The sequence below is a fragment of the Chryseomicrobium palamuruense genome (genome assembly GCF_042649045.1).
GTDB lineage: Bacteria > Bacillota > Bacilli > Bacillales_A > Planococcaceae > Chryseomicrobium > Chryseomicrobium palamuruense.
Map to the genome: position 1 here is coordinate 265,364 of NZ_JBHSEF010000026.1, position 16,909 is coordinate 282,272.

Annotated in this window: 17 protein-coding genes; 15 read left to right on the forward strand and 2 right to left on the reverse strand. The window is 41.7% G+C overall.

Annotation, left to right across the window (positions count from 1 at the left end; genetic code table 11):
- Positions 1-27 precede the first annotated feature (27 nt).
- Genes ACFO0S_RS13685 through recO form a run of 7 tightly spaced genes read left to right on the forward strand, consistent with a single transcriptional unit; the run spans position 28 to position 6,584 of the window.
- On the forward strand, positions 28-900 hold the full coding sequence (locus ACFO0S_RS13685) for a sporulation protein YqfD (RefSeq protein ID WP_465251273.1): 873 nt from the start codon (positions 28-30) through the stop codon (positions 898-900).
- A complete protein-coding gene (locus ACFO0S_RS13690) occupies positions 890-1,843 on the forward strand; it encodes a PhoH family protein (protein WP_378142658.1) in 954 nt (317 codons plus the stop codon). Before ACFO0S_RS13685 ends, ACFO0S_RS13690 begins: the two co-directional genes overlap by 11 nt.
- A 57-nt stretch (positions 1,844-1,900) precedes the next feature.
- Positions 1,901-4,012 (forward strand): HD family phosphohydrolase, encoded by a 2,112-nt coding sequence (locus ACFO0S_RS13695; protein ID WP_378142659.1) that lies wholly within the window; start codon positions 1,901-1,903, stop codon positions 4,010-4,012.
- Positions 4,009-4,476, forward strand: a complete 468-nt coding sequence (ybeY, locus tag ACFO0S_RS13700) for an rRNA maturation RNase YbeY (protein ID WP_378142660.1) — start codon at positions 4,009-4,011, stop codon at positions 4,474-4,476. Before ACFO0S_RS13695 ends, ybeY begins: the two co-directional genes overlap by 4 nt.
- 5 nt (positions 4,477-4,481) lie before the next feature.
- A complete protein-coding gene (locus ACFO0S_RS13705) occupies positions 4,482-4,838 on the forward strand; it encodes a diacylglycerol kinase family protein (protein WP_378142661.1) in 357 nt (118 codons plus the stop codon).
- Between the two features lie 24 nt (positions 4,839-4,862).
- Positions 4,863-5,777 carry a GTPase Era gene (gene era / locus ACFO0S_RS13710; RefSeq protein WP_378142662.1) on the forward strand — a complete coding sequence of 305 codons (915 nt, stop codon included), beginning with the start codon at positions 4,863-4,865 and terminating at the stop codon, positions 5,775-5,777.
- Between the two features lie 15 nt (positions 5,778-5,792).
- Entirely contained in the window at positions 5,793-6,584 is a 792-nt protein-coding gene (gene recO, locus ACFO0S_RS13715; protein ID WP_378142663.1) for a DNA repair protein RecO, read from the forward strand.
- Positions 6,585-6,599: 15 nt separating this feature from the next.
- Here the strand turns inward: recO and ACFO0S_RS13720 are convergent, their stop codons facing one another.
- Positions 6,600-7,970, reverse strand: a complete 1,371-nt coding sequence (locus ACFO0S_RS13720; RefSeq protein WP_378142797.1) for a glycine--tRNA ligase — start codon at positions 7,968-7,970, stop codon at positions 6,600-6,602.
- A gap of 325 nt (positions 7,971-8,295) precedes the next feature.
- On the opposite strand from ACFO0S_RS13720, the gene ACFO0S_RS13725 reads away from it, so the two are divergent.
- From ACFO0S_RS13725 to rpoD, 4 genes are all read left to right on the forward strand, one after another.
- A complete protein-coding gene (locus tag ACFO0S_RS13725; RefSeq protein WP_378142798.1) occupies positions 8,296-8,934 on the forward strand; it encodes a helix-turn-helix transcriptional regulator in 639 nt (212 codons plus the stop codon).
- 12 nt (positions 8,935-8,946) lie between these two features.
- A complete protein-coding gene (locus ACFO0S_RS13730; RefSeq protein WP_378142664.1) occupies positions 8,947-9,759 on the forward strand; it encodes a pyruvate, water dikinase regulatory protein in 813 nt (270 codons plus the stop codon).
- A gap of 231 nt (positions 9,760-9,990) precedes the next feature.
- A complete protein-coding gene (gene dnaG / locus ACFO0S_RS13735; RefSeq protein ID WP_378142665.1) occupies positions 9,991-11,802 on the forward strand; it encodes a DNA primase in 1,812 nt (603 codons plus the stop codon).
- A 31-nt stretch (positions 11,803-11,833) separates the two neighbouring features.
- Positions 11,834-12,958 (forward strand): RNA polymerase sigma factor RpoD, encoded by a 1,125-nt coding sequence (rpoD, locus tag ACFO0S_RS13740; RefSeq protein ID WP_378142666.1) that lies wholly within the window; start codon positions 11,834-11,836, stop codon positions 12,956-12,958.
- A gap of 54 nt (positions 12,959-13,012) precedes the next feature.
- Here the strand turns inward: rpoD and ACFO0S_RS13745 are convergent, their stop codons facing one another.
- Positions 13,013-13,186 (reverse strand): hypothetical protein, encoded by a 174-nt coding sequence (locus ACFO0S_RS13745; protein WP_378142667.1) that lies wholly within the window; start codon positions 13,184-13,186, stop codon positions 13,013-13,015.
- Between the two features lie 167 nt (positions 13,187-13,353).
- Here ACFO0S_RS13745 and ACFO0S_RS13750 point away from each other — a divergent pair, with 167 nt between their 5' ends.
- From ACFO0S_RS13750 to ACFO0S_RS13765, 4 genes are all read left to right on the forward strand, one after another.
- Complete coding sequence (locus ACFO0S_RS13750; protein ID WP_378142668.1) at positions 13,354-14,493, forward strand: acyl-CoA dehydrogenase; 1,140 nt, start codon at positions 13,354-13,356, stop codon at positions 14,491-14,493.
- Positions 14,494-14,624: 131 nt separating this feature from the next.
- On the forward strand, positions 14,625-15,002 hold the full coding sequence (cccA, locus tag ACFO0S_RS13755) for a cytochrome c550 (protein WP_378142669.1): 378 nt from the start codon (positions 14,625-14,627) through the stop codon (positions 15,000-15,002).
- Between the two features lie 81 nt (positions 15,003-15,083).
- Entirely contained in the window at positions 15,084-15,773 is a 690-nt protein-coding gene (locus ACFO0S_RS13760; protein ID WP_378142670.1) for a tRNA (adenine(22)-N(1))-methyltransferase, read from the forward strand.
- Positions 15,774-16,880: a Nif3-like dinuclear metal center hexameric protein gene (locus ACFO0S_RS13765; RefSeq protein ID WP_378142671.1), complete on the forward strand. Its 1,107-nt coding sequence runs from the start codon at positions 15,774-15,776 to the stop codon at positions 16,878-16,880.
- Positions 16,881-16,909: the final 29 nt, after the last annotated feature.

The window sequence follows — 16,909 nt, forward strand, 5'->3', positions numbered from 1 at the left end:
GGTGAATCAAACGAGATTTCCTCCTTTTTGTCACAACTTAGTGCTTCCCCTAAAGTAGAAATTAGCCACCTTACTTCTCAAAAAGGGTGTACGTTTGTTGTGGAGCGACAACACATCAAATGGATAAGAAAAGCCAAAAAGCAATCAGGTGTCACCATTCACTTGTCACCCGTGTGGCCGACCATTTCTTTTGTGATTCCAGTTTTCATCACGCTCCTCCTGTTTGCTCTGATTCCGTTTTTTAGTACGTATTTGATTTTATCCATAGATGTCAGTGGTCCTGAACTACTCGTAGCTCAAGCAGAAGAAAAGTTAGATGAGCTAAACATGCACACGCCACTTTATAAAAATGGAAGACCTGAAGATCGTTTCATTCGACAAAAACTGATGACAGAAATCACAGGAGTAGCATGGATCCTGCTAGAAGAAAAGGGGAGCAGGTTCCATGTAACATTAATTCCCGCACCTACCCTGGTAGAACCAATAGAGCTTCCATCTGCCCCTGCTTTCGTTGCAAGAGAGGATGCCGTAGTCGAACGGATTTATTTGGTGGCAGGAGAACGTCGAGTCAGTCGAAAAGATGTTGTCAAAAAAGGACAGCTACTTGCAGAAGGAACCATGGGATTGGAAGCAAAAGGAGAAGTTCGGGGTGTCTACTGGAAAGAGCTTGAGTTTCAAATTCAGCGCTATCAAAAAGATGAATTTGAACTGAAAAATAGTCATCTGCAAGCAATCCTTGAAAAGTTTATTCATTCACAGGGGCAACGCATACAAATAATGGACGTAAAGATTTTACATGTACAAAATGAAAATGGTAAAGTAGAAGGGAAGGTACTACTCAAACTAGAAGGCAATATTGCGAAACCAACGTACCCTAAGGAGACAGTGAATGACAACTGAAAAGATAGAAATCCATGTGAAAGATCCAAACGAAGCGGTGCAGCTTCATGGAAATGCAGATAAAAATTTTGCGCTCATCGAAGATCAGTTTCAGGTACAACTCATCTCCAGAGGAGATAGTTTGCAAATTGTTGGTGAGTCAGAAGAACAAGACAAAGCAGTGGCCGTAGTATCTGCCTTACTTGAACTTATTCGTAAAGGAATTCAAATAAACGAACGGGATGTAGTCGCTGCTATTGAAATGGCGGTGTCTGGTACGATCGATTACTTTGTACGACTTTATGAAGAAGAAGTCGCACGTACGGTAAAAGGGAAAGTTATTCGTGCAAAGACAATTGGTCAACGGGCATATGTGAAAGGGATTCAAAGCTATGACCTAACCTTTGGAATTGGCCCAGCTGGAACGGGTAAAACCTATCTAGCTGTTGTCATGGCCTCGCAAGCACTTAAAAATGGGCAAGTGAAACGAATCATCTTAACACGTCCTGCTGTTGAAGCTGGGGAAAGTCTTGGTTTCTTGCCAGGAGACTTGAAAGAAAAGGTCGATCCCTACCTTCGTCCTCTCTATGACGCTCTCCACGATGTGATAGGTGCCGAGCAGACCGAACGGTTAATTGAACGTGGAGTAATTGAGATTGCGCCTCTTGCGTACATGCGTGGTCGAACTTTAGATGATGCTTTTGTAATTTTAGACGAAGCTCAGAATACAACTCCTGCACAAATGAAGATGTTTTTAACACGACTTGGATTTGGTTCAAAAATGGTGATTACGGGAGATCGCACACAGATCGACTTACCTAAAGGAATGCAATCTGGTTTGAATGTGGCGGAATCCATTTTGAAAAATGTAAAAGGTCTTCAATTCCACTACTTAGAGCAAGGCGATGTAGTTCGCCATCCACTTGTTGCGAAAATCATCCATGCTTATGAAGAAGGTCAGTAACCGATTTCGGTTACGGCCTTTTTTCATGGTATACTTGAAGAAGATGGAGGGATGAACTTGGCCAAGTGGTATCAAAATATAACTGAACTCTATACTCGTAAAGGATTTTCTGCAATGATAGCGCTCCTTAGCGCACTTCTTTTATTTAGCATGCTTTCATTTATATCATCAGATAATACGTATTCCATCGAACGTTTTCAATTGTCACCAGAAACCATACGTTCTTCAAAAACTGTAGAAGATACTATGAAGACAGAACAAGATCGACAGGCGGCCATCGAAGCCACGGATCCAGTTTATGTCTTTCAAGACGATGCCGCAGAAAATCAAGCGGCATGGGTACAATCTGTCTTTGAATCACTGATTGCCGCAAAACAACAAGAGCTTGATGAAGCATCGAGCGAAAATGCAATACGCCTCTTTCGTGATGAACTCGAGACGTTATCTGCCGATTTATCAAATGTCCTTACGGATGAAGAAGTTCAAGCAATGATTGAACAACCACTTTCCGCCTTAGAGACATCTGCAAACCTCTTATCAAAAGATGTGAATGCGAAGTTGACGGAGCCTATCCGGAGTGGGCAATTAACTTCCGTCAGAGAACAATCTGTTAATGAGATGCGGAACAGATTGCCTTATTCTCAAAGTTTTGAAACAGCGCTTGCTAAGATTATTCGTTTAGCGATTGTGGAAACAGAAATCATCGACGAAGAGCTGACTGAAGAGCGGAAAGAGCAAGCAGCTAGCCAAGTAGAGCCTACACGTATTCTACAGGGACAACTGCTTGTTCAAAAAGGGCAGTATGTCGACCGTGAAATCTATCGCCAGCTTGAACTCTCCGGTATGATCAGTAACCAGACATCCTATATACCTTTTATCGGAATCGCCTTACTTAGCTTACTAGCGATCGGGAGTATCTATGGGGCATTTCTGATTTCAAAAGGGACTAAAAAGACAAAAATGAAGCAACTTGCTGTGACGCTTCTTGTATTGATTCTTGCTACACTACTTATGGTCATCACAAGTTTAATTGATGATAATTTTACATTAACGATTGCCTTTTTATTTCCTACTGCTTTTGTCGCCATGACGGTCTATTTATTGACCACAGAACGGCATGCATATGTATCGATAATCTCAGTGTCTCTCCTTTCTGGATACATATTTAAAGAAGGGTTTACGAGTTTTCTGCAGACAGATATTGCACTTTATAACTTGGTCGGAGGGCTAGCTGGAATTTTTGCATTGAAAATGATTTCAAACAATGCCCATATTTTAAAGGCAAGTGCAGTAGTGGCACTAATCAATGTACTCTTTATGCTTGCTTACTTGCTCCTTTCATCAACATCAATCACGATGAAAGATAGCTTCTTATTTATCGGTCTTGCTCTATTATCCGGTATGATATCAGGAGCTTTCACATTAGGCACATTGCCATTTTTTGAATCAGCTTTTAGTATTTTATCAACAATGAAACTTTTAGAACTTGCAAATCCTGGCCATCCATTACTCAAAAAATTACTTATGGAAACTCCAGGAACATACCACCACAGTGTTATGGTAGCCAATCTTTCTGAGTCCGCTTGTGAAGCCATTGGGGCGAATGGTCTATTTGCTCGTGTCGCTTGTTATTACCATGATATTGGGAAGACACGACGCCCTGGATTTTTTATTGAAAATCAAACAAACGGATATAATCCACACGACCATCTGCCTCCGGAAACGAGTGCATCTATTATTAAGGACCACACTACGGATGGAGCAAGTATACTGCTTCAAAATCGAATTCCTCGTCCAATTATCGATGTAGCACTTCAACACCACGGCACCACATGTGTAAAGTATTTTTACTTTAAAGCAAAAAAAGAACATGATGCAGTTGAGCAAGAGAATTTCAGATATTCTGGACCGAAGCCGCAAACGAAAGAGGCAGCTGTCATTTCAATTGCAGATAGTGTTGAAGCGGCCGTACGGTCCATGCAACAGCCATCCAGCACGAAAATAAAAGAGCTGATTGATTCCATTGTGTCAGATCGTGTCAACGATGGACAATTTGATGAATGCGAGATTTCCATGAAAGACCTAGTGAAAGTGAAAGAGAGTATTTATTCTACGCTACAAGGCTTCTATCATGAACGGATCGAATATCCGAAGGAGACAACCAAATGATTATTGATATTTTAAATGTGAATGAAGTGGCAACCACTGAAGCTGTGGACCTAGTGACACGAGTGCTTTCCTTTGTTGCAGATAAAGAAGGAATCGCAAAGGATACCGAAGTTTCGGTTTCATTTGTTAGCAATGATGAGATTCAAGAGATCAACCGGACATATCGCGGAAAAGATTCGGTGACGGATGTGATTTCTTTTGCTCTGCAAGAAAAAGGAGAAGGGGAAATCGACATCATTGGAGAAGAACCCCTCTTGCTAGGAGATATTATTATTTCTGTGGAACGAGCAAAAGAACAAGCAGAAGATTACAATCACTCCTTTGAGAGAGAGGTTGCGTTTCTCGCTGTCCATGGACTGCTTCATCTTTTAGGTTATGATCATATGTCGGAAGACGAAGAGCAAGAAATGTTTGCCAAACAGCATGCCTATCTAAATGAATTTGGACTGCCTCGAGAGGAGTAGTATTCATGCGCTTTGTCACTTCGGTTCGAAATGCTGCAAGAGGTATACGAGCAGCTCTAAAAAGTGAACGACATATGAGATTTCACTTTTTTGCCGCGGTTGTCGTTTTGATTATAGGGTGGATATTGAAGTTCAGCAGTATTGAGTGGGCAATCCTACTTATTGTCATCATAGGCATGATGGCTCTCGAACTCGTGAATACGGCACTGGAGACCCTTGTAGACTTGGTAGAACCTGACCAACATCCGGTTGCTGGAAAAGTTAAAGATATTGCAGCGGGAGCATGTCTTGTTTTTGCTATAGGAGCAGCAATCATAGGATTCATCCTATTTATCCCGAAATTAATTGACCTGCTTGTGTAACAAGCTCACTGGAGGAATGATTCGATGAATCAACAAAATACAAAATTTAAATCAGGTTTTATTTCAATTATTGGACGACCTAATGTAGGGAAATCAACATTTTTGAACCGTGTGATTGGCCAAAAGATTGCCATCATGAGTGACAAGCCCCAAACTACGCGCAATAAAGTGCAAGGAGTGCTCACACAAGACTCTAGTCAAATGATTTTCATCGACACACCAGGTATTCATAAACCAAAACATAAACTTGGCGACTTTATGATGAAAGTTGCTAAAAATACGCTTAAAGAAGTCGATGCTATACTGTTCATGGTCAATGCAACAGAACCAATTGGTGCAGGCGATAAGATGATCATGGAACTGTTGCAAGACAATAAAACACCTGTATTTTTAATCATCAACAAAATCGATCAAATTCATCCGGACGAGATTCTTGCTATCATTGATTCTTACAAAGAAGAATACGATTTTGCAGAGATCGTTCCTATTTCTGCATTGCAAGGAAATAACGTCGACCGACTCCTATCCACGATCGAATCGTACTTACCAGTTGGTCCACAATACTATCCAGCAGACCAAGTCACGGATCACCCAGAGCGATTTATTATCTCTGAACTGATTCGAGAAAAAGTACTCCATGTGACGCGCGAAGAAATTCCGCATTCGATTGCAGTAGTCATTGAGCAAATTAAAAAAGAAGAGACGAAAGAACTCATCAATGTGTCCGCTACCATTATTGTGGAGCGAGATTCTCAAAAAGGGATTGTTATCGGAAAACGGGGAGCGCTTCTTAAAGATATCGGAACAAAAGCTCGTCATGATATCGAAATGTTGTTAGGCTCTAAAGTATTTTTAGAACTGTGGGTCAAAGTTCAAAAAGATTGGCGCAACAAGTCAAATCAACTCCGTGATTACGGATTCCGTGACGACGAATATTAGGAAGGAGGCGCTGCAATGTTAACAAAAGCGGAAGGCTATATATTGCGCGCCATTCCTTACGGGGAAAACAATAAAATTGTTACGATTTTGACAGAAGAACTAGGAAAGCGAACGGCAATGGCTCGTGGAGCAAAAAAACCAGCCAGTCGCTTTTCAGCCGTTACTCAACTATTTACGCATGGTCATTTTCTCATTCAACAGGGGAAAGGTATGGGCACGCTCCAACAAGCGGAAATCATTCATTCGATGCGCCATATTCGTGAAGATATAGAAAAAGCAGCGTATGCCAGTGTCATTACTGAGCTGATTGATAAACTGACAGATGATGAAACGGCATCAAGTGGGATCTATCAACTTCTCCATCAATCGATGCAAGCAATCGAAGAAGAGTATGACCCTGAAGCAATTCTTTTGTTTGTAGAGTGGAAGATGCTCTCCGTTGCTGGAATTCGCCCTCATCTAGATGGATGTTCCAGTTGCGGTGCAAAAGAAGGCGAATTTGCTTTTTCATTTCAGCAGATCGGGTTTCTATGCCACCGCTGTTTTGAAGTCGACCGGTATATCATTCGATTAAAGCCAGTTCATGTGCGTTTGATTCGTACATTTCTTTATACACCTATTGAAGGTGTGGGGAAGATAGAATTAAAAAAAGAAACCAAACAATTTATGCGGAAGATTATTTCGACAATTTACGAAGAACAGGTGGGTGTTCGCTTAAAGTCCAGACAGTTTTTAGAACAACTCGAACGAAACCCATTGATTTTTCAAGCGGAGCCAATCATCAAAAAAGACGACCTCGAAAGTTGAGGTCGTCTTTTATAATTAAAACTCTAGGTGAGATTCAATGTACGCTTTGACGTCTGCAATTGGCATACGCGTCTGTTCCATAGAATCACGGTGACGAACGGTCACCTGACCATCCTCCTGCGAATCAAAGTCATACGTGATACAGAACGGTGTTCCGATTTCATCTTGACGACGGTAGCGTTTCCCGATGGATTGAGACTCGTCATAGTCCACCATAAAGTGTTTGCTTAGTTCAGCAAACAACTCACCAGCCGGTTCACTTAATTTTTTCGAAAGTGGCAGAATCGCCGCTTTAAACGGAGCAAGGGCAGGGTGGAATCGCATAACGTTTCGCGTATCATCGCCTTCAAGTTGCTCTTCTTCATACGCATTGATGAGGAAAGCTAGTGTCACACGATCAGCGCCTAAAGACGGTTCGATTACATAAGGGACAAAACGTTCATTCGACACGGGATCAATGTATGTGAAATCTTCATTGGAATGCTCCATATGCTGTTTCAAATCAAAATCTGTACGGTCCGCGATTCCCCAAAGCTCACCCCATCCGAATGGGAATTTGTATTCAATATCTACCGTTGCATTTGAGTAGTGAGAGAGCTCGTCTTGGTCATGCTCACGTAAACGGATGGTTTCTTCCTTCATCCCAAGGTTCAGTAACCAGTCTTTACAGAAGTCTCTCCAGTACGCATACCATTCTAAATCTTCACCTGGTTTGCAGAAAAACTCAAGTTCCATTTGTTCAAATTCACGCGTGCGGAACGTAAAGTTTCCAGGTGTAATTTCATTTCTGAAACTTTTTCCGATTTGACCAATACCAAATGGTACCTTTTTACGCATGGACCTTTGGACGTTTTTAAAATTTACAAAAATTCCTTGAGCCGTTTCAGGGCGTAAGAAGATTTCGTTGGTAGAACTCTCTGTCACGCCTTGGAACGTTTTGAACATCAAATTGAACTGACGAATGTCCGTGTAGTCAAACTTTCCACACGTTGGACAGACAATATGGTGTTCTTCAATCAACTTCTTCATGTCATCAAACGATAGACCATCGACAACCATTTCGATTCCTTTTGCATCGAGTGCATCTTCGATGATTTTATCGGCACGGTGACGAGACTTACACGCCTTACAGTCGATCATCGGATCATTAAAGTTTCCGATATGGCCAGAAGCTACCCACGTTTTAGGATTCATTAAAATAGCCGCATCAATCCCAACGTTTGTCGGAGATTCTTGAATGAATTTCTTCCACCAGGCTTTTTTGATATTGTTTTTGAGCTCAATCCCAAGTGGACCGTAATCCCATGTGTTTGCTAGACCCCCATAGATTTCAGAACCCGGAAATACGAACCCGCGTTGCTTGGCAATACTAACGATTGTTTCCATATTCATCTGAATTTCCTCCTTTTTGTTTTCATAGACAAAGAAAAAACCCGCCCACGGGCACATTGGCCCGAGGACGAGTCTTTAAACCCGCGGTTCCACCTCGATTGACTGATTTGAATCAGTCCTCTTTGTCCGTGTAAGACTCCTGGATGCCGTTTCGTACCGTCGCAGGCTTTCACTACTTCCTGCTCGCTAATGGGGTACTACTTATTGTCCATTCACCGTCTCTATTTGAATAAAATTAGTATAGCATGAGCAAGTTTACTTAGCAATCATCCCTTATGTGCGCTATAATTAGACTGAAATTTTGATGAACTTTGAGGCGGTGGAAACAATCGAACTCAATAAACGACAAGTAGAGATTCTGGATATTGTCAAAGAGAATGGACCGATTACGGGAGAGCAGATTGCAGACCGTCTAAGTCTAACTCGTTCGACACTTCGTCCGGATTTAGCTATTTTAACAATGGCAGGATATTTGGATGCACGACCTCGTGTCGGATATTTTTATTCGGGAAAAAAATCAGGACAAGCGATTACTGATACGATGACGAAATGGAAAGTAAAAGATTTTCAATCGGTTCCTGTGGTCATTCAAGAGCATATCTCGGTATACGATGCGATTTGTCAACTGTTCTTGGAGGATGTGGGCTCTATGTTCGTGACAACGAAAGAAGGCAACTTATCTGGTGTAGTATCTCGGAAAGATCTCTTACGTATCGCAATCGGAAATCAAGATTTAACAAAGATGCCCGTCCATATGATGATGACGCGGATGCCTAATATTACAGTGTGTCATAAAGAGGACACTCTACTTAGTGCAGCACAACAATTAATGGACCGCCAAATCGACTCGCTTCCGGTTGTCAAACAATCGGCAAAGGGCTTAGAAGTGATTGGACGAGTGACAAAAACAACAATTACACGCGCATTTCTTGCGCTTTCAGAAGAACACGATATTTAAGGGAGGCACTTTATGCGGATTTTTATTGTGTCAGATTCCATTGGGGAAACAGGAGAGCTTGTGGCCAAAGCAGCACTTAGTCAATTTGAACAAGTGTATCACAAAGCACAAATCAAACGATTTACTCATATTGATTCACTAGAACATATCGAAGAAATCGTTTCACTTGCGAAGCTCCATGGCGCACTCATCATCTATACTCTGGTTCGTGATGACATGAAGCAGCATATCAATCTGCTCGCGGAGAAAGTGAATGTAGAGATCATTGATCTGATGGGGCCAGTGATTAAAAGCTTTGAGAAAATCATAGGCACGCAAGCGATGCAAGAACCAGGTCTTGTACGCCGATTAGATGAAGATTACTTCGCCAAAATTGAAGCAGTGGAGTTTGCTGTTAAATATGATGATGGTCGGGATCCTCGGGGACTGTTACAGGCTGATATCGTCTTAGTAGGAGTTTCTCGTACATCGAAAACACCACTTTCACAGTATTTGGCGAACAAACGTTGGAAAGTGGCGAATGTTCCTCTCGTTCCCGAAGTAGATCCGCCGGAGGAACTTTTTCAAATTGACCCTTCTAAGTGTTTTGGACTTATCATCAACCCGGAAAAATTAAACTCGATTCGCAGGGAGCGATTGAAAGCAATTGGCTTGAGTGATGACGCGAATTACGCTAAAATTGAAAGGATTCAAGAAGAATTAAAGCACTTTGATCGTGTGGTTGAACGTATCGGTTGTGAAGTAATCGATGTAACGAATCGTGCAGTCGAAGAGACAGCCAATATTATTATTTCGAAGAGGCAAGAATATCTCCGAAAAAAATGAGTAATCCACTTTTACATGGTAGTTTAAAAATCCGGACGGAATCTACGTCCGGATTTTATTACGCTGTATCTTAAGAAATTTCTAAAAGATGCATAGCAGATAGGTCAAAAATAGTATATACTTATTGTTTGTGATTATTAATTTATTTTTTTTATAATAAGTGTCGATTTTTGCAGGATTTTCGTTCCGCCTTGTTGAAAGATTATGAGTATGCAAAGAGTAGGTGACACGATGAGCCAACATATTGATGAACAAACGATCGATACCATACGGTCTTCCGTGGATATCGTCGATGTGGTCTCTGAATATGTACAGCTGACGAAGCGGGGACGAAATTATTTTGGTTTGTGTCCATTTCATGGAGAGCAAACACCTTCTTTCTCTGTTGCGCAAGAAAAACAAATTTTTCACTGCTTTGGTTGTGGAGCCGGCGGAAATGTTATGACATTTCTTATGGATATCGAGGGGCTATCCTTTCAGCAAACTGTCGCAAAACTAGCGAATCGTGCAGGAATAGACGTTGATATCAAGAGTGATGAGCATGTCCCAAAAGCAACCAACCCCTCCCATCATGCGTGGAAAAAAGCGCATACATTTACGGCATCTTACTATCATCATTTACTACTGAATACAGTGGAAGGTGAAGAAGCTCTTGCCTATTTGAAAGCCCGAGGAATCACAGAAGAAATTATTAAAAAGTTTCAAATTGGTTGGTCACTTCCACGCTGGGACGGATTGACGAATGTATTAAAACAACGTGAATTTGACTTGGATAATATGGAAAAGTGCGGTTTAATCATACGAAAAGATCAGGGAGATTCATTTTTTGATCGATTTCGCGGTCGAATCATGTTTCCCATATGCGATGATAAAGGCCAAGTGATTGCTTTTTCAGGTCGTATTTTACATGATTCTACTGAAGATGCGAAATACATGAATAGTCCGGAGACGGACCTGTTCAAGAAGAATGAGGTCCTTTATAACCTTCACCAAGCCCGGGTGGCAATACGAATGAAAAAACAAGTTGTAGTTGCAGAGGGATTTATGGATATTATCGCCTTCCATCGAGCGGGAGTTGAAAACGCTGTAGGTACGATGGGAACTGCATTGACACAGCAGCATGTGACGCATTTAAAACGATTAACAAATGAACTCCTCTTTTGCTTTGATGGAGATAAAGCGGGAATGGAAGCAGCACGAAAGGCGTTAGAAGCTACACAGAACGACCGACAATTAAAGCGTTCCGTTATTGTGTTGCCAGACCAAGCCGATCCGGATGACTTTCTTTCTGTCAAAGGACCCGAAGAGCTCCAGCAATTTGTTGCGGAAAAAGGGTTGTCGGAAATGAGCTTTTACATGCTCTACCACCGAAAAGGATTGAACCTTAAACAAGATTCAGACGTCTTACACTATACAAATCAATTACTAGAGTTAATTGCGAAGCGCGCATCACCTATTGAACAATCACTCTATGTAAAACAATTAGCGGAAGACACAAATCTGGAATTAGAAGTATTACAGCAACAACTGCGCAAACTACTTGCATCACGAGCAAAAAAAAATAATCAAGAAAAACCACCCGTTCCACAAGTTACACCAACGACGCGAAAATTAAATGCGACAGAACGTGCAGAGTACCTTCTTCTAGCTCATCTTATTGAAGATCCAGACCAGATTGGTCATATGGCCACTTCGGAAAACATGGATTTATTCGTCCATGAAGATTTTACGGAAGCATATTTACATCTTGCCGCATTTTATGAAAAATATCCGGCAGGAGATTTTCAACGTTTAATCGAAACAACTGAATATCCGCATTTAAAGAAACTTTTTATGCAAGCAACGATGATGGACCGTGACCCCGAAAGCAACAAACAAGAAATTGAAGACTGTATGCGTCAACTACGCAAATATCGGGTAGAGAAACGTATTGAAGAAATCATGCATGAAGCAAAGCTTGCAGAAAAAATGTCAGATTACGCTAAGGCGCTTGAACTCGCGAAAGAAGCGATCGAATTAAAACGTTCCATTCATTCAGTTTAACGTCATACAGGCAGGTAAAGGAGGAATTCTTATGGCAGAGAAATCAGATCAGGTGAAAGAGGATTTGGAATTGTCATTAGAAGATGCAAAGAAACAATTAATCGAGTTAGGAAAGAAAAATGGTGAGTTGACTTATGGGGATATCGCTGAGAAATTAGCGACATTTGAACTTGAGTCTGACCAGATTGAAGAGTTCATCGACCAATTAGAAGGTAAAGGTATTGAACTTGGCCGAAAAGAAGGCGATGAAGAAGAACTCGATCAAATGATGAAGAAAAATGAAACAGAAACATTTGATTTGAATGATTTAAGTGTTCCTCCTGGAGTAAAAATCAATGATCCCGTCCGCATGTATCTGAAAGAAATTGGGCGTGTTGAACTTTTAAGTGCTAAACAAGAAATCGAACTTGCAGAACGTATTGAGCAAGGCGATGAAGAAGCACGCAAACGGTTAGCAGAAGCGAATCTTCGTCTTGTTGTAAGTATTGCCAAGCGCTATGTCGGCCGAGGCATGTTGTTCTTAGATTTGATTCAAGAAGGAAACATGGGTCTGATCAAAGCAGTTGAAAAATTTGATCATCGCAAAGGATTCAAATTCAGTACGTATGCAACGTGGTGGATTCGTCAAGCGATTACGCGTGCGATTGCGGACCAAGCTCGTACAATTCGAATTCCGGTGCACATGGTAGAAACCATCAATAAATTGATTCGTGTGCAGCGACAACTTCTACAAGATTTAGGTCGCGAACCATCTCCTGAAGAAATTGGAGAAGAAATGGATCTTCCGGCAGAAAAAGTACGTGAAATTCTTAAAATTGCACAAGAGCCCGTTTCACTTGAAACACCCATTGGGGAAGAGGACGACTCGCACTTAGGTGATTTTATTGAAGATGCAGACGCACAGTCTCCATCAGATCACGCTGCGTATGAACTGTTAAAAGAACAGTTAGAAGATGTATTAGACACGCTTACAGACCGAGAAGAGAATGTGTTACGTCTTCGTTTTGGATTGGATGATGGCCGTACACGTACACTTGAAGAAGTAGGGAAAGTCTTCGGTGTCACTCGTGAGCGAATCCGTCAGATTGAGGCAAAAGCGTTGCGCAAGCTTCGCCACCCATCTCGCAGCAAGCGTTTAAAAGATTTCTTAGATTAACATATATGCCGTCCTACTTATGTAGGGCGGTTTTTTTGTTTGGGTGGAATCGAGTTACGAACTCAAGAAACACACTTCAAAATCATTTGCACCCATTGAGGCAAAGAGCGCCTCATTGGGCACACCTGATTTTCTCGGAGTTTCTGGAGCAGGTGGCTCCACATCTAGTGATATCGAGTTGCGCAGGCTTAAAATCCATGCCAAATGCCATCGCGTCCATGGAGGCAAAGGACGCCTCCTTGTCCACGCTGTCATTTGACCGAATTTCAGGTCGAGCCTGCTCCACATCTGGTATGTGTTTAAATTCACATTCATTTTTATGCCATTTTATCAAATAGTTCTGTATAATCAATCATGTAAGCGTTTACTAAGGGATGTAAAGGGGATGGAACAACATGAATTTCGATTTATCACAGGAACACAAAATGCTAAAAACAATGATGCGCGATTTTGCAAATGACGAAGTGGCACCAGGAGCCATTGAACGAGATAAGACAAAAGAGTTTCCAAAACAAGTTTTTGAGAAACTAGCAGATATGGGTATGATGGGTCTACCATTTTCCGAAGAGTATGGTGGTTCAGGGGCTGATACGATCAGCTTTGCAATTGTGACGGAAGAACTTAGTCGTGCATGTGCTTCGACAGGAATCACGTACTCTGCTCATATTTCACTAGGGGGTGCTCCACTAAACTTATTCGGAACGGAAGAACAAAAGAATAAATATCTGACACCGATTTGTACAGGGGAATCTTTCGGTGCGTTTGGATTAACAGAGCCGAATGCAGGGTCGGACGCTGGTGGTACACAAACAACAGCAAAGCTTGATGGCGATGAGTGGGTCATCAATGGAAGCAAAGTGTACATAACCAATGCAAGCCATGCCAAACACTTAGCGATTACCGCCATTACAGGGCAAAAAGATGGTCATAAAGAAATTTCAGCAATTATTGTACCAACAGATGCACCAGGCTTTACGATAATCGATAACTACGAGAAAATGGGTCTCAATGCGTCAAATACAACGGAACTTGTTTTTGAAAATGTCCGAGTGCCTAAAGAAAATCTTTTAGGCGTCCAAGGAAATGGCTTTAAGCAGTTTTTGATAACGCTTGATGGTGGCCGTATTGGGATCGGCGCAATGGCAGTCGGCATCGCACAAGCCGCATTTGATCGTGCTCTCCAATACTCGAAAGAGCGAAAACAATTCGGCAAATCATTGTCTGAGTTCCAGATTACACAATTCAAATTAGCAGATATGGCACTGAAGATTGAACTTGCACGTACGATGGTTTATAAAGCTGCTTGGCTAAAGGATCAAGATCGTCCATTCGGTAAGGAAGCTGCAATGTGCAAACTATATGCATCTGAAATTGCAATGGAAGTGGCGGATGAAGCCATTCAAATTCATGGAGGCTACGGCTATATGAAAGAATATGAAGTGGAGCGTTACATGCGTGACGCGAAGCTACTCGAAATTGGAGAAGGAACTTCTGAAGTGCAACGCATGGTCATTGCGCGTCATATTGGCTGTTAAGAGATTTGTCGAATTTGTCACAAAGCATCAAAACTTACCTCATTTCCCTTTTCGTTTTTTGACGAATGGAGTACAATAATGATGTTGACTAATGTTATTAGTGATAGTGTGACCAAGAGGGAGGGTTATTGATGACAAAGAATCCAATCATTCCGTACATTTTAATTATGCTTTTCGGGATCGGACTTATTTTCTTCCTTTCTGTTGAGGGTATTGGAAACCAGGCAGAAATAGCTGAATCAGGAGAACACGGTGAAGAAGGCGCTGAAGGTGGAGAAGGTGCATCTGCAGGCGAATTTGACCCTGAAGCTGTAGCTCAGCAAAAATGTATCAGCTGTCACGGAAGCAGCTATGAAGGACAAGGTAATTTCCCTGCACTTGTAGGTACTGAGCTTTCTGAAGAAGAAATCGCAGACATCATTGCAAACGGTAAAGGTGCAATGCCAGGTGGCCTAGTAGAAGCAGAACATATCGATGCGATGGCTGCATGGGTAAAATCATTAGAATAGGTTGTCGAGAAGCCTCATCCATTTGGGTGAGGTTTTTTACTTTGTCGTTAAATTCGGTATACTGTGTAGTGAGGTGTTGTTATGAACAGTGAACAATTATCAGAACGCCTGAAACGGGTAGGTTCTTATGTAGAAAAAAATGCACGACTTGCTGATATCGGAAGTGACCATGCGTACTTACCTTGTTATCTGGCAAAACATCGACTTATTGATTTTGCCATAGCAGGTGAAGTGGTAAAAGGTCCATTTCAATCGGCAGAACGTCAAGTTCGAAGCGAAGGACTAACTGACCGGGTTGAAGTCCGAATGGGCGATGGTCTAGAAGTTATTCGTTCAGAAGATGAAATTTCTACGATAACGATTGCAGGCATGGGGGGACCACTCATTGCGAAGATCCTTGACCGAGGAGAAAAAAATGCAGCTCTTGCGTCTCGCTTAATCTTGCAACCGAATATTCATGCGTGGTCAATCCGGGAGTGGGCCGAGAAGAATGAGTGGAACATTGTCGACGAAGATATCTTAGAAGAAAATCAAAAAATCTATGAAATCCTCGTTCTTGAAAAAGGAAATATGACGTTGACTGAAGCACAACGACTACTCGGACCCATTTTAATGAAGAAGAAGTCTGAGACTTTCCAAAAGAAGTGGCTTCGTGAAAAGCAGGAATGGGTTCGTATCTTAGAACACTTGCCAGCTGAGGAACGTCCTGAAATTCTAGAAAAGAAGGAAGAATTACGCATCAAGATTCAAATGGTAGAGGAGGTTCTTTAAATGAACGGAAATCGTGTCATTGAATTATTTGAAAAGTGGGCTATGCCAAGTCTAGCCTATGATTGGGACCCTATCGGACTTCATATCGGAACACTAAATAAAGTTGTGACGAATGTACTTGTGACACTAGATGTTACACCAGAAGTGATAGGAGAAGCAATTTCTAAAAAATGTGAGCTAATTATCGCCCACCATCCTCCTATCTTTTCGAAACTTAAAGCAGTCGATACATCGACGTACCTAGGGGCCATGATTGAAACGTGTATCAAGCACAATATTGCGGTTTATGTAGCGCATACAAATCTTGATATTGCGATAGGTGGCGTCAATGATATGTTGGCGGATGCATTACAATTGCAAAACAAAAAAATCCTAACAGAAACGTACAATGAACCTGTGATGAAGCTTGCGGTTTTTACACCACTTGAACAAACAAAACAAGTGAGAGAAGCATTAGCGGAAGCCGGAGCAGGTGAAATTGGGGATTACGAACATGTGTCTTATTCTATTAAAGGTACAGGAAGGTTCCGTCCGGCTGAAGGGGCGAATCCCTTTATCGGTGAAATTGGCAAGATGGAAATGGTCGATGAGGAGAAAATTGAAGTCGTCTTTCCTCAATCGTTAAAAAGTCGTGTGCTAAAGGCAATGTTCCGCTCACATCCATACGAGGAGGTGGCATATGATCTTTATACAATGGCAATTCAAGCCAATGAACATGGTTTGGGCCGTATCGGATCTATAGAACCAACTAGCCTCGAAGACTTTGCAAACTACGTTAAAACCCATTTAGGAGTTCCTTTTGTCCGTATTGCAGGAGATCGTTCCCAAACTGTTGAGCGAGTGGCGGTTTTAGGTGGGAATGGGAGTAAGTATATTTTTGATGCGAAGCGTGCTGGTGCGGACGTACTTGTGTCGGGTGACATTGATTTTCATACAGCTCAGGACGCCAATGCGAATGGATTGTCTATTATAGATGCAGGGCATCATATAGAGTCCGTTATGAAAAAAGGAACTGTAGAATATATGACTAAGATGATGCAGCAGGAGAAAAAACGTCCTGTTTTTCACGCGTCGGAGCTTTCAACGGAACCATTTGAAGTCATATAAAAAAGTCTGCCACACATGGCAGACTTTTT